The 19,796-nt window shown below is 35.7% G+C and carries 12 protein-coding genes, 1 tRNA gene and 3 pseudogenes; 11 read left to right on the top strand and 5 right to left on the bottom strand.

The window, feature by feature from the left end; all coding sequences use genetic code 11:
* Positions 1–514 (top strand): transposase (locus tag ACFZP3_RS00005; RefSeq protein WP_386086476.1); only part of this gene is annotated, 514 nt, incomplete at its 5' end.
* A 243-nt stretch (positions 515–757) separates the two neighbouring features.
* Here ACFZP3_RS00005 and ACFZP3_RS00010 read toward each other — a convergent pair.
* Positions 758–1,383, bottom strand: a pseudogene (locus ACFZP3_RS00010) (IS110 family transposase); the annotation flags it as partial.
* A gap of 384 nt (positions 1,384–1,767) precedes the next feature.
* Here ACFZP3_RS00010 and carB point away from each other — a divergent pair.
* From carB to ACFZP3_RS00025, 3 genes are all read left to right on the top strand, one after another.
* The gene (carB, locus tag ACFZP3_RS00015; protein ID WP_253309625.1) at positions 1,768–5,070 is read left to right on the top strand and encodes a carbamoyl-phosphate synthase large subunit; all 3,303 of its coding nucleotides are present in this window, start codon (positions 1,768–1,770) and stop codon (positions 5,068–5,070) included.
* A gap of 129 nt (positions 5,071–5,199) precedes the next feature.
* Complete coding sequence (locus ACFZP3_RS00020) at positions 5,200–5,361, top strand: hypothetical protein (protein ID WP_264688451.1); 162 nt, start codon at positions 5,200–5,202, stop codon at positions 5,359–5,361.
* A 29-nt stretch (positions 5,362–5,390) separates the two neighbouring features.
* A complete protein-coding gene (locus tag ACFZP3_RS00025) occupies positions 5,391–6,665 on the top strand; it encodes a hypothetical protein (protein WP_386086479.1) in 1,275 nt (424 codons plus the stop codon).
* A 291-nt stretch (positions 6,666–6,956) separates the two neighbouring features.
* Here ACFZP3_RS00025 and ACFZP3_RS00030 read toward each other — a convergent pair whose 3' ends face one another.
* Positions 6,957–7,772 (bottom strand): SDR family oxidoreductase, encoded by an 816-nt coding sequence (locus tag ACFZP3_RS00030; protein WP_253309623.1) that lies wholly within the window; start codon positions 7,770–7,772, stop codon positions 6,957–6,959.
* 5 nt (positions 7,773–7,777) lie between these two features.
* Positions 7,778–8,422, bottom strand: coding sequence for an alpha/beta hydrolase (locus tag ACFZP3_RS00035; RefSeq protein WP_386087090.1), 645 nt, complete (start codon positions 8,420–8,422; stop codon positions 7,778–7,780).
* A gap of 253 nt (positions 8,423–8,675) precedes the next feature.
* Between ACFZP3_RS00035 and ACFZP3_RS00040 the strand changes: the two genes are divergently transcribed.
* Entirely contained in the window at positions 8,676–8,831 is a 156-nt protein-coding gene (locus ACFZP3_RS00040) for a hypothetical protein (RefSeq protein WP_253309621.1), read from the top strand.
* A 501-nt stretch (positions 8,832–9,332) separates the two neighbouring features.
* Positions 9,333–10,035 (top strand): annotated as a pseudogene (locus ACFZP3_RS00045) (transposase); the annotation flags it as partial.
* A 228-nt stretch (positions 10,036–10,263) separates the two neighbouring features.
* On the opposite strand, the pseudogene ACFZP3_RS00050 reads toward ACFZP3_RS00045, so the two are convergent.
* Positions 10,264–11,279: pseudogene (locus tag ACFZP3_RS00050) on the bottom strand (IS110 family transposase).
* A gap of 459 nt (positions 11,280–11,738) precedes the next feature.
* Between ACFZP3_RS00050 and ACFZP3_RS00055 the strand changes: the two are divergent.
* The 4 genes from ACFZP3_RS00055 to petA all read left to right on the top strand — a co-directional run bounded on the left by ACFZP3_RS00055 (position 11,739) and on the right by petA (position 16,215).
* Positions 11,739–12,614 carry a tetratricopeptide repeat protein gene (locus ACFZP3_RS00055; protein ID WP_253309898.1) on the top strand — a complete coding sequence of 292 codons (876 nt, stop codon included), beginning with the start codon at positions 11,739–11,741 and terminating at the stop codon, positions 12,612–12,614.
* A gap of 81 nt (positions 12,615–12,695) precedes the next feature.
* Positions 12,696–12,768 (top strand) — tRNA-Val (locus tag ACFZP3_RS00060).
* Between the two features lie 52 nt (positions 12,769–12,820).
* Positions 12,821–15,529: a DNA gyrase subunit A gene (gyrA, locus tag ACFZP3_RS00065; protein WP_253309899.1), complete on the top strand. Its 2,709-nt coding sequence runs from the start codon at positions 12,821–12,823 to the stop codon at positions 15,527–15,529.
* Positions 15,530–15,615: 86 nt separating this feature from the next.
* On the top strand, positions 15,616–16,215 hold the full coding sequence (gene petA, locus ACFZP3_RS00070) for a ubiquinol-cytochrome c reductase iron-sulfur subunit (RefSeq protein ID WP_253309900.1): 600 nt from the start codon (positions 15,616–15,618) through the stop codon (positions 16,213–16,215).
* A gap of 9 nt (positions 16,216–16,224) precedes the next feature.
* On the opposite strand, the gene priA is transcribed toward petA, so the two are convergent.
* Positions 16,225–18,228 carry a primosomal protein N' gene (gene priA / locus ACFZP3_RS00075; protein WP_253309901.1) on the bottom strand — a complete coding sequence of 668 codons (2,004 nt, stop codon included), beginning with the start codon at positions 18,226–18,228 and terminating at the stop codon, positions 16,225–16,227.
* A 100-nt stretch (positions 18,229–18,328) separates the two neighbouring features.
* Here priA and ACFZP3_RS00080 point away from each other — a divergent pair, with 100 nt between their 5' ends.
* Positions 18,329–19,762: an ankyrin repeat domain-containing protein gene (locus ACFZP3_RS00080; RefSeq protein WP_386086481.1), complete on the top strand. Its 1,434-nt coding sequence runs from the start codon at positions 18,329–18,331 to the stop codon at positions 19,760–19,762.
* Positions 19,763–19,796: the final 34 nt, after the last annotated feature.

Genomic DNA, 19,796 nt, shown 5'->3' on the forward strand with positions numbered 1-19,796 from the left:
CCTTGCAATGAATATAGCTCAAAAAATAGAAACAATAAAAAACTCCGTACGTGAACTATTAAATCAACACAAAGAATTGTTGGAAAATTTTCAACTTCTATTGACTATTCCAGGCATAGGAGAAGAATCAGCAATAGCTATTTTAGCTGAAGTTTCTGATATAGAGGTTTTTAGAGATGCCAGGCAATTGGCAGCATATACAGGAGTTATACCACGAAATATGACGTCAGGTTCCTCTGTATATGCCAAACCCAGATTAAGTAAATCCGGTTCACAAACATTACGTAAGGCACTTTTCTTTCCTGCCATAGTAGCTAAGAATCACAATCCTATCATTATGAGCTTTTGCCAAAGATTAAAGGAAAAGGGTAAGCATAATATGGCCATCGTTGGTGCTGCAATGCGTAAGCTACTCCATATCATTTTCGGTATTCTGACATCCAAAAGTGCTTTTGATCCTAACCATATCAAAAACTACAGGGCTAGGAGGTTGACTGAAGGTTTAGTACTTTAAAATCAAAAATGCTTCCTATCTATCTTATGTAAAGTGGTATCTTACACAAATTTATTGAATGTTGTTGGTTAGTGGATATGTTGATAAGTAAACTTCATCTGTTTTGTGCGTATAAAACTAATTTACTTATCAACATATCCACTAACTATAATCTGTGTACTGTTACACAATTGGAAGTATTTTTTGATTTTATGATGCAACTTGGGAAATTTTTATAATTTTTTTGTTGACTAACAAGACGGTATCTCCTATGCCTGGAATAGTCAATAGAAGTTGAAAATTTTCCAACAATTCTTTGTGTTGATTTAATAGTTCACGTACGGAGTTTTTTATTGTTTCTATTTTTTGAGCTATATTCATTGCAAGGTCTTCCCAAGCATTTGCAACTTCTTTAGGCAGTCTCTCTTTTTTTTCTAAGTGGTTATTTACTAATGTTAACTCATCTTTTAACGCAACTGAGCAACGATAAAGATGTTTTAATTTTTTCATTTCAGGAGAAGGTGGTGTCCAACTAGAAGGTTCCTGTCTTTGGCAATAATCAGCAATAACTTCTGCATCGGTCTGATCATTCTTTTGTCGTATCAGCTTACTCCTTGCATAAGATTTTATGCAATAAGGATTTACAACACTTACAAAATGTCCAGCATTGTGTAGAAATTCAGCCAGTGCTTCGCTATAACAACCAGTAGATTCCATGCAGGTTTTTACTTTTTCTACATTATGTTTGTGTAGAAAATTCAGTAGACTTTGAAACCATCGTTCTTAAAGCTTCTTTTTCTAGTTTCACGCTTTCCTTTTTTGCTTATAAATGAGAGAAAAACATCAAAGCGATCTTTTGATATATCTATGCCCAAAAAGTTGTTGATCATATATAACCCCATACGTTACCATTAAAAATGAAAAGTAAGGCTAGTCTTGTGAATACAGAATTAGAACCATTCAGGTCTTTCTACGATACCTTCCAGCCTATACTTTTGAGAAGGGAATTCTTATCTCCTCTACAGATTTTATATCTAAGAAGAAGCACAGAGTTCCTCCCTTCTCCACCTAATGCTTAAGCTTAAAACATTAGATGCTTTTGACAAGATACAAGTAGAAGGCTACTTGGATGACGCCCTCCTAGTGGACTCAAATCACAATGTTCGTACAGTTATGCGTCAAGCCTAAAAACAGTTAGCTAATAGGTTTAATAAAAATTCACATATACAGGAAAGATTGGTAACATTATTTGAACAGAAATCGTTATTGTAATTATGCCAAAACGCACAGATATAGAATCTATATTAGTAATAGGAGCAGGCCCAATAGTTATAGGTCAGGCATGCGAGTTTGATTATTCCGGAACGCAAAGCTGTAAAGTATTAAAAAGTGAAGGTTATAAAGTCATTTTGGTTAACTCCAACCCCGCAACTATAATGACAGATCCTGAGTTTTCTGATGCAACTTATATTGAGCCGGTACTGCCTGAAATCATAGAGAAAATTATAATTAAGGAGATGCCAAATGCAATATTGCCAACAATGGGCGGGCAAACAGCACTCAATTGCGCAATAAAACTTGCAGATGATGGAGTGTTAGACAAATACAATGTAGAATTAATAGGGGTAAATAGAGAAGCAATAAAAAAAGCAGAGGATAGAGAGTTATTCCGTCAATCCATGGATAAAATAGGGCTAAAATACCCCAAAAGTATCATTATAAAAAATCAAGAACAAATAAGAAAGGCTTTGGATTACATTGGATTACCAGCAATCATCCGCTCGTCATTCACCCTTGGTGGTGCAGGTAGCGGCATAGCATACAATAAAGAGGAGTTTTTCAATATTGCAGAAAGTGCTCTCAAAATTTCGCCAATAAATGAAGTTCAGATAGATGAATCAATTATCGGCTGGAAAGAATATGAAATGGAAGTTATCCGTGATTGTAAAGATAACTGCATAATAGTCTGTTCGATAGAAAATATTGATCCAATGGGAGTGCACACCGGAGATAGTATCACGGTTGCTCCTGCTTTGACTCTGCGTGACGTAGAATACCAACAGATGAGAAATGCATCTATAGCAGTGCTAAGAGAAATTGATGTTAGTGCCGGTGGTGCAAATGTTCAGTTTGCAGTGAATCCTAAAGAAGATGGAAGCCTCGTTGTGATTGAAATGAATCCAAGGGTTTCTCGCTCTTCTGCACTTGCTTCAAAAGCAACAGGTTATCCTATTGCAAAAGTTGTAACTAAACTTGCTATCGGCTATTCACTCGATGAGATACGTAATGATTGCGCTCCAGTTATACCTGCTGCATTTGAACCAGTGATTGATTACATCGTCACTAAAATTCCTCGTTTTGAATTTGAGAAGTTTAAGGGGACGAATTGTGAACTATCAACTTCCATGAAATCAGTGGGGGAAGTGATGTCGATCGGCCGCACTTTTAATGAGTCGCTGCAGAAAGCTTTTCGCTCGCTTGAAACTGGGCTTACGGGACTTAATGAAGTATTTCCTGAAAATACTGATATTGATCACATCAGATCTCAATTAGCAAAATTGCTGCCAAACAGATTACTGATTGCTGCTGACGCAATGCGTCATGGAATAAGCATAGAAGAAATAAATTCGATTACAGGATATGACTTATGGTTTTTGCAGAATATACAGCAAATTATATTAGCTGAACAAAAAATCAAGGAAAACGGCCTTCCTGAGACTGCATATGAAATGTTAGAGCTGAAAAAAATGGGGTTTTCAGATGCAAGATTGGCAAAATTAAGCAATAAGAAAGTAGAGCAAATTGAAGAAATAAGAAAAAAATTTGGCATTAAACAAGTTTATAAGCGTGTAGACACCTGTGCAGCTGAATTTGAATCGAGCACTGCTTATATGTATGGCTGTTATGAGGGTAACACAATGATGTCATTCCAGCGCGTGACGCTGGAATCCAGAGATAAGGAAGAATGGATCCCAGTGTCAGCTACTCGGATGACAGAGGGAATGGAGTGCGAAGCAGATGTTTCTGACCGAGAAAAGGTTGTCATTTTAGGAAGTGGTCCAAATCGCATTGGTCAAGGTATTGAGTTTGATTATGCATGCGTACATGCAGCTTCTGCCGCCAAAGAAATGGGGTATGAAACAATAATGATCAACTGTAATCCAGAAACCGTTTCAACTGATTATGATACCGCTGATCGTTTATATTTCGCCCCACTGATTGCAGAGGATGTGCTTGAAATACTAAGTAAAGAGCAAGAAAATGGCACACTGGTTGGTGTAATAGTTCAAATAGGTGGTCAAACACCTTTAAAGTTAGCCAAAGTGCTTAACGAGAGAGGTTTCAAAATTCTGGGAACTTCGTTTGATTCTATTGACCTTGCAGAAGATCGCATGAGGTTTAAAAACCTTGCTTTGCAACTTAATTTAAAACAACCTGAAAGTTCTATCTGCCATTCAGTAAAAGAAGCGTTAACCAACGCAGAAAAGGTGGGGTTTCCACTAGTAGTCAGGCCATCATATGTCCTCGGCGGTCAGTCTATGTCGATTAGACACGATACTCAGAGCTTTAAAGAGTATGTCTTGAATCAAACCAAAATTTTTGAACACGGATCGCTGCTTCTTGATAAATTTTTAGTCAATGCAGTTGAGGTTGACGTTGATGCTGTGTGTGATGGGAAAAAAGTTTTCATTGCAGCGGTCATGGAGCATATTGAAGAAGCTGGTATCCACTCTGGCGATTCAACATGCTCAATACCGACAAATACATTGAGTGACGAAGTAATAAAAGAGATCGAGCTCCAAACTGAAAGAATAGCTCTTGCACTAGAAGTGAAAGGTCTGATAAACATTCAGTTTGCTGTTCAAGAGAGTTATGTATACATACTTGAAGTAAATTTACGAGCTAGTCGAACCGTTCCTTTTATTTCCAAGGTAATCAATATTCCTATTGCAAAGCTTGCCACTCAGGTTATTTTGGGTAAAAAATTGAATCAGGAAAACAAGCCTTTCAATCATTTTGCAGTTAAAGCTGCTGTTTTTCCATTCACGCGCTTTTCGGGAATTGACACTCTACTTGGTCCTGAAATGAAATCAACAGGAGAAGTAATGGGAATTGACTCATCGTTTGAAGCTGCACTTGCAAAAACGCACATGGCTGCAGGATACAAGTTACCAATAGAAGGAACAGCTCTGGTTTCAGTAAAAGATGATGATAAAGAGTATATATTGCCTGTTGCACGAATGTTGAAAGAACTGAGTTTTGAAATATATGCAACCAAAGGCACAGCTTTATATCTGAATAATAACGGCATTGCTGCAAAAGCTGTAAATAAAGTGAGAGAAGGCAGACCCCACATAGTTGATATGCTCAAAGATGGAAAAATAAATCTAGTAATCAATACTTCAAAAGGTGTGAAATCAGTCTCAGATAGCAAAGATATCAGGAGAACTGCTATTTTGCAAAATATAGCTTATAGCACCACAGCTTCTGGGAGTAAAGCGTTAGTGCTTGCAATTCAATATGTAAAGAATAGCAAATTGGAAGTGAAATCATTACAGCAGATACAAAACGTTTAAATGCCAAACGAAAATAATTCATTACTCTATCTCAAAATTGTGGTAGAGTAATGTAAGTCAAATTTTTTTACTGACTTGCCTATGTATTATGGTATTTGTTAAAGAATTATTGAATAACGGTTATGCAACATGAATAAGGTAAAAAGGAAACGAACTCAATTTTATCAGCCTTATCCATTACGTAAGACGAGGAAAACAGAAGCAAAAAATACCCAAGAATTATATGATCCAACACTAACTGATATTAGGTTAGGCGAAAGTGATAATCAACAAAGTTTGGAAGTAATATAAAAGATCCGATGGAGTTCTCTCGCAGTGATTTGTCAAACAAAACAGATGAACACGAAAGTGATAATCGACTACAGAACTTTAGTGATTATGATTCATATGATAGTTCTGCTGATGGTAATCAGACGCCTTGTACTGAACCAAGTGATTGGGACTCAAATTCGAGCTGTAGTTCAGATTATTCTTATTTTCCGGAAGGTGGCTCACTTTTAATGGATCTAGAAATACCATTAACTGAAAATGAAGAGAAGCTGATTGATGAATTTTGTAAGGAGATGAAAAAGGTGGAAGAAGAAAATAACAAAGGAAGTGCTTTAAGGCTTGTTCGAGACATAACAAATAAATATTTAGGGAAAGGGATAAGACTAAATTCATGTTATGGTGATCGTTATAGAACTGTAACAAATTTGATATTTGAAGAAATAATAGATGTTATCAATAATGAAGGCCTATGCCCTAGCAGTAAAGCGCATGCATTTAGAGGTCAGGATGTTTCCTGTAACAATGAAGATCAAGATGATGACAACACGAATGAAGCACTGGAAGATGGTAATTTAGACATCATAAGAAACACCATTAGGGATTTATTGTTAAAAGGTGGGAAAGTAGAAAGAGGTCTTTTCGATGGTGGTGAGCTAGGACATGTAACTTCTGATTATGTAAATGATCTCTTTGCACAATGTAAGGAAATTGAAAACGATCTAAAAAATGCAGCATATGAAAGTATTGTAAACAAAAATGAGCAAGCTCAAAAGGACAAATTAGAATTAAAAGTAGAGATAGATAATGAGTGCTTTTGTATAAAATATCCACAAGATAGTACTGTTGAAGTTGCAAAAATCCTAAGCAATGAAAAGAATAAAGGTTTAAACTTAAGAGTTGGTATACTGCAAATTGGGAAAAGTATAGTAAGAGTTGAAAGCTACAACGGAAAAAGAAATTATCTGGATGTTTGTAAGCAAGGTGTAACATTATCTTTTGATAGTGAAGCAGGAAAAATCAGTATTCATCTAAATCCTAAGGAAAATAGTAATGAAATAGAAGTAAAGATTGATAAGGAGAGCGAAGCAAGGCTTAACGAGTTAGAAGATAAGGGGAAAAGTTTAGGAGAAAACTGTCTTTTAGGAGGAAAAAGCGTTCTGGAAGCTATACGAGATGGAAATTTTGAAAGAAATAGAAGTATTATACCAACTAGCGTAATTGAACAGCCAAATGCTGCAACGAATACTCCACAATCTTACCTAGAGAACATTAGTCTGAGCGGACACAATTACAGAACTAAACGTATTGATTCAAGGCATGGCTAATGTGCAAATATTGAAGCAAAAGTGATCAGTGCTTGACACTGCTCTCCTTTGTCATCCCAGTGCCCAGACACTGGGATCCAGGAATTTTATTAAGTTGGTGAGCATAAAAATAGCTGTTTTACGTTAAAATACAATGTTTTGATGATTATGGAAAGGCTGGATTCCAGTGTCAAGCACTGGAATGACACCATTTGTTGTAAACTTACTTTTTTCTTGATTTTTTGGTTTATCTCGCCTACCTATTTTGCCACTTTGCTGAACGGATACAACTAAACAATAGGACTATCTACTTCATTCTAATGTGATTTCAGTTTTTTTTACATGCAAACTCTCTAATCCCACCTTATAGTTAGGATAAATTAGAGAGACATTAAGATCTTTTTTAATTTTAACATTACTTACTTTTTTTGACCCTAAATAAAAACTCTGTGCATAATCTGGTAAGGAAGAAACCTCAATTGGCTCTGGAGGACTAACATTGAGGAGTTTGGCTGCATACATTATCACTTCAGATTGTGTAGTGGGTAAATCATCTGCACAATTGTATACTTCACCAGGTTTTATGTTTTGCATGGAAGAAAATAGAATGTTCGATATATCTTCAACGTGAATACGAGAAAAAAAATGCCCTTCTTTTTTCACATTTTTTGCTTTGCCAAGCTGCAAGTCAATTAACACGTTCCTACCAGGACCGTATATTCCAGCTAAACGAAAAATATGTACAGGCAGTTTGCTATTCAGCCACTTCTTTTCAGATCTAAGGCGCTTTTCTCCTCTGATTTCTATAGGTTTTGTTTCAGATTCCTCATTCACCCAATTACCAGAGTAATCACCATAAACGCTAGTTGCAGACAAATAACCAAACCATTTAACATTTTGCAGGCAATCACCATATCTCTCCATAACATCATCACCATCTGGAGGAATAGAAATTAAAACGTGCGTTGCGCTTTTAAGCAGATCTTGACTAACTTTCTCATAATTAAAGAGGATTACATTTTGTATATTTTTACTTCTTGATGTGCCACTGACTTTCCAACCTAAGTTCAGCAGTTTTTTCGATAAAAATTTAGCCACATATCCATAACCAAAGCAAAACAAGTGCATGAAAATTAATTTTTAAAATTCTTCTTGATAAATTCTACTCCTAATTTTATCCCCTCTTCATTAATAATATGCCCTAATGCATGAATTGGGTGCCCTTCAACATTTATTCCATTTTCTTTCAAAGCTTTAACCGCTAAGTCGAGGGACGAAAAAGGTACCACGTCGTCAGCATCACCATGGATAACACATATGTTAGGTTTTGACTTGATCTCTGGTGCAGTTTTTGAAGGTGAAAGAAACCTACCAGAGTATGCAACAACTGATGCACAGGATTGAGAGCGGGTGAGAGCTGTATGTATTGCAAGCATTGCTCCTTGAGAAAATCCAACCAAAGAAAGTTGCGTATCTTTTAAATTAAGCTCCTTTAATTTTGTATCAATGAAATGATTTACAATTGATGTAGCATTTTTTACTCCATTATATAGCGCTTCCTCACTACGATCTTCCAAGCTGAACCACTGATAACCATCACTTATTTCTCTTTCAAACGGAGCATTGGGTGCTACAAAATATGACTCGGGTAAAAACTTGCTCATAACTTTAGCAAGGTGAATGAAATTATCGCCACTTGAGCCCCAACCATGTAAAAAAATAATCAAATTTTTCTTATTTCCGCCTGCACAAATTTCTTGGCCTTTAAGTTCAATCATTTCTTTTCCTTTTGCATTTATATTTTTATTTAACACTAATTTTCAAATTTGTAAAAACATACTGTGATTGCTGTTGAATAATGGAGAGACATACTCCATTATTTTATACCTATAGCTAACTGAAAAAAGGTTACCTCAGAAGGGATAAAAAGGTATAAAATGGCTTTGGATAAGGTAGAATGATGCCAAAGTGAGGATCTGAGGGAACGTGTTTTGAAAGTAGTAGACGAGAAAAAAATGACTATGGAGGAAGATGTTCAAAATTGATAGAAAAACAATATATTGGTGGAGGAAAAGAAGAGAAGAAACAGGAAGCATAAAACCATCTTCAGGCTATCAAAAGGGGCATAGTCATAAAATTAAAGACTTAGATAGCTTTGTCGAATTTCTAGATGAAAATCAGAGTTGAAAAGATAATTGAAAAATTTAGCAATATGTGCAAAGACAAAGTATATAACTACCTTAAAAAAGTGAACTATATGTATAAAAAAAACTTTTCTCTACCAGGAAAGGGATGAAGGAAAACGAAAGGAAGTCATACAAAAGGTAGCAGAAATAAATGAAGAAAATTTAGTATTCATAGATGAATCAGGTATAGAAGACAACGAATTTTATGAATATGGATGGTCTCGAAGAGGAAAAGGGCTATTTGCGGAGAAACCAGGATACAAAGGAAGAAATAATTGGAGCCCTAAGTGAAGAGGCACCATGAGGGATATTGCAACAGTGAGCTTTTTGAAGCGTATGTTGAAAATAGGCTTATGCCAATATTAAAACCTGGCTAGGTTTGACAATGCGAGTTTTCATAAGTCTGACAAGACGAAAGAATTAATAGAAAGGGAGTGTTAAATAAACTGTGTCAAACCGAAAAAAAAGTAATAAATTGATATAAAAAAATGGAGGTTTGACAATGAGTCAGAAAGTAGTAAACAGAACTACCGGTTTGGTAGATTATAAAGAATTAGAAACAAATATCCTGTCGTCTATACGAGAAGGAAGACCGTTGACAGGAAGAGATGGAGCATTAACACCGTTTATAAAAAAGTTGCTGGAGGTAAGCCTGGAAGGTGAAATAGAAAACCACTTGTCGGCTGAAAGCGAAGAGAATAATCGAAGAAATGGGAGGAATGCAAAGACTTTACGTACAAGCGCAGGGTCATTTGAGCTTTTGACGCCAAGAGATAGGGAAGGAAGTTTCGAACCACAAATAGTCAAAAAAAGGCAAACAAACTTACATCCAGAGCTTGAAACGAAGATTTTGAGCACATTTGCCAGTGGTATGGGCTATAGAGATATAGTGTCACATGTTGAGGAAATTTATGATCACAAAATATCGGTGGCAGAGATATCAAGTATTACTGACAAATTGCTACCAGTAATCAACGAATGGCGTAGTCGCCCGCTGCAGTCTGTATATCCGATAGTTTTCATGGTTTTTTAAAGTCAAAGAGGACGGGCATTGCGTAAGTAAATGCATGTATAACATATTAGGCATAGATCAAAATGGCAAAAAAGAAGTATTAGGTTTTTATTTGGCTGAAAGTGAAGGAGCTAACTTCTGGTTGGGAGTGCTAAATGACCTCAAAGAAAGAGGAGATACCGTCTTGTTAGTCAACAAAAAAATTATAAAAATTTCCCAAGTTGCATCATAAAATCAAAAAATACTTCCAATTGTGTAACAGTACACAGATTATAGTTAGTGGATATGTTGATAAGTAAATTAGTTTTATACGCACAAAACAGATGAAGTTTACTTATCAACATATCCACTAACCAACAACATTCAATAAATTTGTGTAAGATACCACTTTACATAAGATAGATAGGAAGCATTTTTGATTTTAAAGTACTAAACCTTCAGTCAACCTCCTAGCCCTGTAGTTTTTGATATGGTTAGGATCAAAAGCACTTTTGGATGTCAGAATACCGAAAATGATATGGAGTAGCTTACGCATTGCAGCACCAACGATGGCCATATTATGCTTACCCTTTTCCTTTAATCTTTGGCAAAAGCTCATAATGATAGGATTGTGATTCTTAGCTACTATGGCAGGAAAGAAAAGTGCCTTACGTAATGTTTGTGAACCGGATTTACTTAATCTGGGTTTGGCATATACAGAGGAACCTGACGTCATATTTCGTGGTATAACTCCTGTATATGCTGCCAATTGCCTGGCATCTCTAAAAACCTCTATATCAGAAACTTCAGCTAAAATAGCTATTGCTGATTCTTCTCCTATGCCTGGAATAGTCAATAGAAGTTGAAAATTTTCCAACAATTCTTTGTGTTGATTTAATAGTTCACGTACGGAGTTTTTTATTGTTTCTATTTTTTGAGCTATATTCATTGCAAGGTCTTCCCAAGCATTTGCAACTTCTTTAGGCAGTCTCTCTTTTTTTTCTAAGTGGTTATTTACTAATGTTAACTCATCTTTTAACGCAACTGAGCAACGATAAAGATGTTTTAATTTTTTCATTTCAGGAGAAGGTGGTGTCCAACTAGAAGGTTCCTGTCTTTGGCAATAATCAGCAATAACTTCTGCATCGGTCTGATCATTCTTTTGTCGTATCAGCTTACTCCTTGCATAAGATTTTATGCAATAAGGATTTACAACACTTACAAAATGTCCAGCATTGTGTAGAAATTCAGCCAGTGCTTCGCTATAACAACCAGTAGATTCCATGCAGGTTTTTACTTTTTCTACATTATGTTTGTGTAGAAAATTCAGTAGACTTTGAAACCATCGTTCTTAAAGCTTCTTTTTCTAGTTTCACGCTTTCCTTTTTTGCTTATAAATGAGAGAAAAACATCAAAGCGATCTTTTGATATATCTATGCCCAAAAAGTTGTTGATCATATATAACCCCATACGTTACCATTAAAAATGAAAAGTAAGGCTAGTCTTGTGAATACAGAATTAGAACCATTCAGGTCTTTCTACGATACCTTCCAGCCTATACTTTTGAGAAGGGAATTCTTATCTCCTCTACAGATTTTATATCTAAGAAGAAGCACAGAGTTCCTCCCTTCTCCACCTAATGCTTAAGCTTAAAACATTAGATGCTTTTGACAAGATACAAGTAGAAGGCTACTTGGATGGCAGGGAGGAGCTACTTGAATGACGGTTCTTATCGTCGGTAAACTTAGAGCCATAATAACTATTTGCCTTTTTTCTACTTAAGTTTGGGTTATGCAAGAAGTCTAATAGAGCGAAATATGGAAGACAAAAGATAAGTGCATTCTACGCAGCATCGCTAATTAATAATATCTTTATTATTGTATGAGATAGGTAATTTAGCATTTATGAATTTGTAATGTGTTACGCATAGCTCAAAGAAATAAGGTTTACTGGTTACACGCTGCAGCCAATGCCACAACACTAGGATCTATGTTTGTCTGCATGTTAATTTGCGTTGTGATTTTATGGAGGTCTTCTGTTACCTATGCTAGTGAAAATTTGGAGATACAGAAGGCCTTTGATAGTGTTGTCAAGCATATAAAAGCTGATAAAAAGTATAAAGATCTTGATGTTATTGAGAGAAAAAGTGACAAATTTAATATCAAAATTGCGCAGAATTCTGGCAAGAGTTTTGACATATACTCTACTTTAAAAAAAGCAAAAGATTCCTTTGAGTCAGGAGATAATGAAACAGCTATTTCTCTCCTTAATCAGATCATCACAAAGTTTCCTTATCATAAAAATGCTTTAATTGGATTGGGAAATATTTATTACGCTAATAAAGAATACAAAAAAGCTGTAGAGATTTACACAAGACTGTTAAAAGAATACCCTAGTAACCCTTACATATTAAAAAATTTTCTGACGATAATCTCACAATATGATCCTGATCTGGCGTTGAGTGAAATGTTGAAATTGTATGATATACATAAAAATTATGCTCCTTTATTAGCAAATTTAGGTCTGATTTATATGAAAAAGGAGGATTATGTAAAAGGTAAAGAGTATATGACAACTGCTATTTCCCTTGATGAAAACAATATTTTTTATACCTATAATTTAGCTGTTATTCTAGATAAACTTTCAGATTTTAAAAATGCTACAATATTCTACTTAAAGTTGTTGAACATGGCTACAACTTCGAAAGATGTGAGTGAAAAAATACCTTTATACAAAGTGACAGCAAGACTAAAATTTATAAAACTCCACAGCACGCACCCAAAGATTTCATAAAAGCTTATAGCTTACCTAAATCTAATTTATCGCTATTTTTGTTTACAATAATAATATTGAGCTATAGAATTACATCTAAAGGGGCAATTAGCTCAGCTGGTAGAGCATCTCGTTTACACCGAGGAGGTCGGCAGTTCAAGTCTGTCATTGCCCATTTGCTTAACTGAATGTTAATATTATTAATTACTTCAATCAAAATATAGAAAATGCAGGATAATATAGTACCAATCTCAATAGTAAAAGAGCTGGAAGATTCTTATCTCTCCTACGCAATGAGCGTTATCATAAGCCGGGCTATACCTGACGTGCGAGATGGATTTAAACCTGTTCATAGGCGCATATTATATGCAATGTCAAGGGCTGGATACGATGCTGGTAAGCCATATAAAAAGGCGGCTCGTATAGTAGGGGATGTAATGGGGAAATATCACCCACATGGTGATGCAGCTATTTACGATTCCTTGGTTAGAATGGCCCAAGATTTCTCTCTTCTTTTACCACTTGTTGATGGACAAGGTAACTTTGGTTCGATAGACGGAGATCCACCCGCTTCGATGCGATATACAGAAGCAAGGCTTCACAAAGTGTCGCACTTCTTACTAAATGATATTGACGAAGATACAGTTGATTTTAGGCCAAACTATGATGGAAATGAAACAGAGCCTGTTGTACTGCCTGCAGAATTTCCGAATCTATTGGTAAATGGTGCAAGCGGTGTTGCAGTTGGTATGGCAACCAATATTCCTTCTCATAACCTTGGAGAAATAATAGATGCTTGTATGTTATATATAGATAATCCTGAAGTTACTTTGGATGAGTTACTTGAAGTGATGCCAGGGCCGGATTTCCCAACTGGGGGAACGATTCTTGGAAGGTCTGGAATAAGATCAGCATTTGCAACGGGTCGTGGATCAATTGTTGTGCAAGGCAAGACTCACATGGAAGACCTGCCACAAGATAGGCAAGCAATAGTGATTGATGAAATACCTTACCAGGTAAATAAAGTAAAATTAATTGAGAAGATAGGTGAGCTTGTAAAAGAAAAAAGAATTGATGGCATAACAGAAATTAGGGATGAGTCTGATAAGTCTGGTATTAGAGTAGTAATTGACCTCAGAAGAAATGCTGAAGCAAGTTTTATACTTAATCAAATATTGGGACTAACTCCACTAAGAAGTAGTTTTAGTGTTAACACTTTAGTCCTCAACAACAACAGGCCTGCTTTGATGTCATTAAAAGAAATCATAGCTGCTTTTGTTGATTTTAGAAAAGAAGTATTAATCAGGAGAACAGAATTTCGTCTAAGAAAAACGAGGGAAAAAGCTCATATATATATAGGGCTCTACATTGCGGTCTTGAGCATAGATGAAGTGATAAAAATCATCCGTGGTGCAAAAGATCCTGCGGAAGCAAGTAGAGAACTTTTAAATAAAGAATGGAAAACTTCAGCTGAGATAAACACAATTATTGGATTAATCTCAGACAGCACAAGCTTTTTGAAAGACGGAGTGTATAGATTAACTGAGCTGCAAACGAAAGCTATTCTTGACATGAAATTGCAACGTTTAACAGGCCTTGAAAAAGACAAATTAGAAGCTGAGCTAAGTTCAATGATCAACCTGATAAAAGAATATATCGCTTTTCTTGGCTCAGGAGAGAAGTTGATGAAAGAAATAAAAAACAATCTACAAGAAATAAAGAACAGATTTGCTGTGCCGCGAAAAACTTCAATAGAGGAATCAGATACGGACATTGAAGCTGAAGATCTAATTCCACAAGAGGATATGGTGATAACCGTAACTATGAATGGTTATATCAAGCGTGTGAAGCTTTCTCATTATAGAACTCAGCGTCGTGGTGGAAAAGGAAAGCTAGGACAAGGATTAAAAGAAGAGGATGTAACCACAAAATTATTTGTTGGGAATACCCACACTAGCCTTTTATTCTTTTCTAATATTGGCCGAGTTTATAGATTAAAAGTTTATAAGTTACCTCTTGCAGAGCCAACTGCACGTGGAAGAGCACTTGTTAATATATTCCCGCTTAGCGATGGTGAAACTATAACTAATATAATGCCATTACCAAGTGAAAATGACGAAAATCAAAACATAGTTTTTGCTACTGCTCATGGGAACATAAGGCGCAACTCTTTAGCGGATTTTCACTATATTCCAAGCAATGGAAAAATAGCAATCAAGCTCGATGAAGGAGATAAGTTAATATCAGTTAAAGTATGCAATGAAATTGATCATGTTTTTCTTTCAACAAGATTCGGCAAAAGTATCAGATTTGTTGTAAGTGATGTGCGTCAATTTAAAAGTCGCAATTCAGATGGCGTAAGAGGTATCAAACTTGCAAAGAATGACAGCGTGATATCCATGACCATATTAAATGGGATAGGTGTAGCAACAGAAACAAAAGAACTTTACTTAAAGGTTCCACTTGCAAAAAGACTGGGGACTGCAATTAATAACTCCATTGATTCTAAATTGGAAAAGACTTTGAATGATTTAGGAATAGATAACGAATTGTTCTTAAAACTTGCAGTGAATGAGGAGTTTATATTAACTATTACCGAAAATGGCTTTGGTAAAAGAACTTCTGCGTATGAGTATAGAATAACTAACAGGGGTGGTGTTGGTATCACCAATATTCTTACTACCAACAGAAACGGTAATGTTGTTGCTAGTTTTCCAGTTGAGCAGGGTGATAATATCATGCTTATTACAGATAAAGGAAAGTTAATTCGTATTTCAGTAAATGATATCAGAATTGCAGGACGTAGCACTCAAGGAGTCACTCTGTTTAAAACAGAGAGTAGAGAAAAGGTGGTGTCAGTAGCGAAAATTGAAGATCCTGATTCCACTGAAGATAGTATTTCTGAAGTTGAAAACTCTATCTCTTCTCAACTGTAGTACAGGTTAAACAAAAAGCGCAAGTTTTTGTTGATTAATACACAGTATTTAATTTAAAATATATACTTATGGCTAAGTAGAGATCAATGGACAAAAATTTAACTAAAAATAAAAAACCACTGGCAAATAAAGAGGATAAAAAAACACCTCCTGTTAAAGATCTTACTAAAAATAAGAGTAGGAGAGATTTTATAACATTAACTACATGCGCTATGGCAGGTATAGGAGCTGCAAGTGGACTTTGGCCACTGGTTAAGTCTATGAATCCTTCTGCTGAAGTTTTAGCAACTTCCACAGTGGAGGTGAATTTGTCTGGAATTCAGGAAGGACACGGAGTAAAAGTAAAGTGGCAAGGTAAACCAGTATTCATTCGTAGACGCACAAAGCAAGAAATTGAGGCTGCAAGAGCTGTGAATGTGAAGAGCTTGAGGGATCCTCAATTAGATGAGCAGAGAGTATACGAAGGAAAAGATGAATGGTTAATCATGATCGGAATATGTACACATCTTGGGTGTGTGCCGATTGATCACGCTACAAAAGATGGTAACGGTTGGTTCTGCCCTTGCCACGGTTCATATTATGACACATCAGGCCGAGTAATTGGGGGACCTGCACCAAAAAATATGGTTGTACCTGATTATTTTTTTCCCAGTGAGAATGTTGTGGTAATTGGCAAGAAGGCTTAACGGAACTCGTTAAAAAAAACTCACAGGATCAACATCTATTATCACTGCAATACTCGAATTCAAGTTACAATTTTTAATCCAACATTTCAGCTTCTTTTGTATAGATAGACTGTGCTTATTGTGTATTTTTAGCAACACCCTATACCGATACTTATTATTTAAGAAATTTATTGCTGCTGGTGATGGACCAAGAATTTCAAATTCCTTTTTGTCTGCACTTACATTTTTTTCCTGAATACAAGTAGTTGAGCTACTTGTATGACAGAGAAGAGATTTTACTATTTCATTCGCTGCTTTTTGTGTCGCAATCTGATTCTTACCACAAATTATAAGCGCTATTAATCTGCTAAATGGTGGCATTTTGGCTTCGCGTCTTGACTTAAGTTCAATTTCATAAAATGAGTCCCTTTTTTGATGTAGCAATGCTTTTATTATTGAACTTTCAGGATTATTGGTTTGCACTATTACCATTCCTTTTTCATTGAACCTTCCTGACCTGCCTGCAACTTGGTGCAACAATTGATACGTCTTTTCTGCTGCTCTTAAATCAGAATTTTCGAGACTCAAATCTGCATTCATTACTCCAACCAAAGTTAATTTAGGAAAATTGTGCCCCTTAGCAATTATTTGTGTGCCGATTATAATGTTCACCTCTTCTTTCAGTACCAAGTCAATTACGTTACTAACCGACTTCTGATCGCTGCTTATCATCGCAGTTTTTGCGTTTGGTATTAATTTCACCATTTCTTCAAGTAACCTTTCAATTCCTACGCCATAAAGGGAAAATGACTGTTCACTCTGGCAATCAGAGCATTTTTCTGGGAGTTTTAATTGATAAGAGCAATGATGGCACAAAAGAGCATTTTTTTTCTTGTGATATGTAAGCCAAACAGCACAATTTAAGCAGGAAATTTTATATCCACACTTTTTACAAACTGCCAGTTGTGCATACCCTCGGCGGTTTAAAAAGAGCATAACCTGCTGTTTTTTCTCTATGGTTTGTTTGATGCTTTCAAAAAGCTCAGAGGAGATCCATTGCTTGTTGTTCCTCATATCTACTACTTTAATGAGTGGCAATTCTGCACCACCGAATCGCTTGGTTAGCTTTACATGATTATAATTCCCGCTTTTAACATGATGAATCGTTTCAAGCAGTGGAGTTGCTGATGATAAAATAATCGGAATATTTTCAAATTTGGCTAAGATTATCGCCATATCTCGAGCATTATATATAATTCCCTGTTCTTGTTTAAAAGATGAGTCGTGCTCTTCATCAATGATAATCAATTTTAGGTTTTTATAAGGCAAAAAAAGCGCTGACCGTGCACCAATAATTATCTGCGCATTTCCACTTGCTATATTGAGCCAATTATTCCGGCGAGTTTTTGGAGTGAGCCCTGAGTGCCATTCAGCTAAGTTTTTTGATATCTGACCGCGAACACGATTTACCAATTGTGAAGTTAAAACAATTTCAGGCAAGAGGATTAAAATTTGTGCACTGTTTACAGTTTCTACCAATTTTGCAATTGCGGATAAGTAAACTTCCGTTTTTCCAGATCCTGTCTCACCGTCAAGCAAAGTCACTGAATACTCATTCAAACTGCTTATTATTTTATCGCTAGCTATCTGCTGTTCAGGGTTTAATTGGCAACTTATTTCACTTATTTCCTGCTTCTGCTTAGCACAAACCAATTTATCTATTTGGTTTACTTTTAACACTCCTCCCATTATCACTTTGGCAAGCATACCAATAGGTATTAAGTTGTATTGCGCAACCCACTCTGCAAATGTAATCAATTTTGGTCTAATATTTGGTAAATCGATTTTTTGCTCAATAAATTTTAATGCTCGACCACTCTTGTCACTATATTTCCAAACTATTCCGATCAAGCGTTTTTTGCCAAATGGCACCACTACGTAATCTCCAAGTAAAATCTCAGTATTTTCCTCAATTGCATACGAAAATAACTGATCAATTGGAAGTGGTAGTAATACATCAACTGTTCTTGTCATAGCAGCCTAAGTTTAGCACTGTTTTGAAAATATTCGTTTGATTTTTGTGGATTAAACTGGTATAGTATTATACTAAATTAATTTGATTGGGGGAGTGAGTATGATTCCAAAAATACGTAAAGAGGCATTCAAAGTATTAGGATTGTCAGAGAGTGCAAGCACAAAAGAGATTAGGAAGGCATATTGCAAGCTTGCATTGAAATGGCATCCCGACAAATGGTCAGATAAAAGCCAAGAAGAGCAAAAGACAGCAACAGAAAAGTTTAAAGAAATATCAGTAGCATATAAAATATCAATAGGCGAGATGACTGAAGAATTCATTAGCAAACAGCCTAATGATGATTGGATTGACAACTTGGCTGAATATTTTGAAAACTTGGCAAAAGAATTTCTTAGAGAGCGCTACGGCTCACATCTAAGTGAAGAAGAGGTTGATTTATTTAAGGCTCTTGATGATAAAGATCTAGCCAAGACAAAAATTTTGTTAGAAAAAGTCAAAAATATCAATTCACAAACCAGACCTTTTGATTCATGGACTGGGGAGTCAATATTGCACTACATTGTAAAAAATTCCTGCAGCAATTTTGAATCAGGTTGGATAGAGCTACTTGAAGAAGTTTTATCAAAGTATAGCGCTAACAATTCAATATCAGCTCATAATAGCAGTGTCGAGCTATGCTCACAACTTAACGCAATAGATGTTAATATTTTGATGGAAGGTATTGGCACCCCTTTATATATTGCATGTGATCTAGGTAATCTTGATGTCATAAGTATGCTTCTAAAGCATGGAGCAGATCCTAATACATGTAGTGTATCTGAATTTACACCGCTGTATTATGCTCTAGAAAAAAGCAAAAATGATGTTGTTAAGGTACTGTTTGAACACGGTGCTGAAATTGGTGTAGGTTCTGTAGAAGAAAAGTTAATTATCGGCAATATTACAAAATATAGTCAGAGTACAGTAGAAATGCTTTTACCGTATGCATCTAATAGGCAAAAAAGTAAGATGTTACAATGTATTGCTTACAGTGATAGTGTGGAAACTGATCATGATATTGAAATTGCAAAATTACTATTGAAGGCAGACGCTGACCCTAAATTTTGTGGTCAAGAAGAAAAGGGGGAGTCAAACGCCAGTGCATCATGTTGGGCCGACTTTAAAAAGAAAAGTAAGCTTGTAAAATTATTTAATGAACACAAAGAAAAAGCAACTAACAATAACTTACATACAGTGGAAAAGCAAAGTGTTCAGCCACCTATAACAGATAATAAGAATCATCATTCTCCACAAAAACAAGCTTCAGGAATTTCCCCAAGAGTTATAGGCTTAGCATTATTATTTGGTGCTGTAGGAGCCACACTAGCTGCAATAGGAATTATACCTGAGATTGTTGCTATTGGAGTAGTTGCAACTGCTGTATTATTAGGAATTGCAGGTGCAGCATTAGGTGGTATAGTAGGGTATCTTACAGACATAACAGTAAACAAATGTTGTAATAGTGAAGCTGTTAGCTGCATAACTAACAACTAATGTCATTCAAATAGCTCGTCTAGGCATGTTTTTT

This window comes from Wolbachia endosymbiont (group A) of Norellia spinipes, from assembly GCF_964273535.1.

What these genes read in the sequence shown, in the direction of transcription:
- gyrA (WP_253309899.1), top strand. Translation starts at nt 12,821, where the DNA reads ATGCAGGATAATATAGTACCAATCTCAATAGTAAAAGAGCTGGAAGAT.
- ACFZP3_RS00035 (WP_386087090.1), bottom strand. Translation starts at nt 8,422, where the DNA reads ATGATTGAACTTAAAGGCCAAGAAATTTGTGCAGGCGGAAATAAGAAA.
- petA (WP_253309900.1), top strand. Translation starts at nt 15,616, where the DNA reads ATGGACAAAAATTTAACTAAAAATAAAAAACCACTGGCAAATAAAGAG.
- priA (WP_253309901.1), bottom strand. Translation starts at nt 18,228, where the DNA reads ATGACAAGAACAGTTGATGTATTACTACCACTTCCAATTGATCAGTTA.
- carB (WP_253309625.1), top strand. Translation starts at nt 1,768, where the DNA reads ATGCCAAAACGCACAGATATAGAATCTATATTAGTAATAGGAGCAGGC.
- ACFZP3_RS00020 (WP_264688451.1), top strand. Translation starts at nt 5,200, where the DNA reads ATGAATAAGGTAAAAAGGAAACGAACTCAATTTTATCAGCCTTATCCA.
- ACFZP3_RS00030 (WP_253309623.1), bottom strand. Translation starts at nt 7,772, where the DNA reads ATGCACTTGTTTTGCTTTGGTTATGGATATGTGGCTAAATTTTTATCG.
- ACFZP3_RS00080 (WP_386086481.1), top strand. Translation starts at nt 18,329, where the DNA reads ATGATTCCAAAAATACGTAAAGAGGCATTCAAAGTATTAGGATTGTCA.
- ACFZP3_RS00040 (WP_253309621.1), top strand. Translation starts at nt 8,676, where the DNA reads ATGTTCAAAATTGATAGAAAAACAATATATTGGTGGAGGAAAAGAAGA.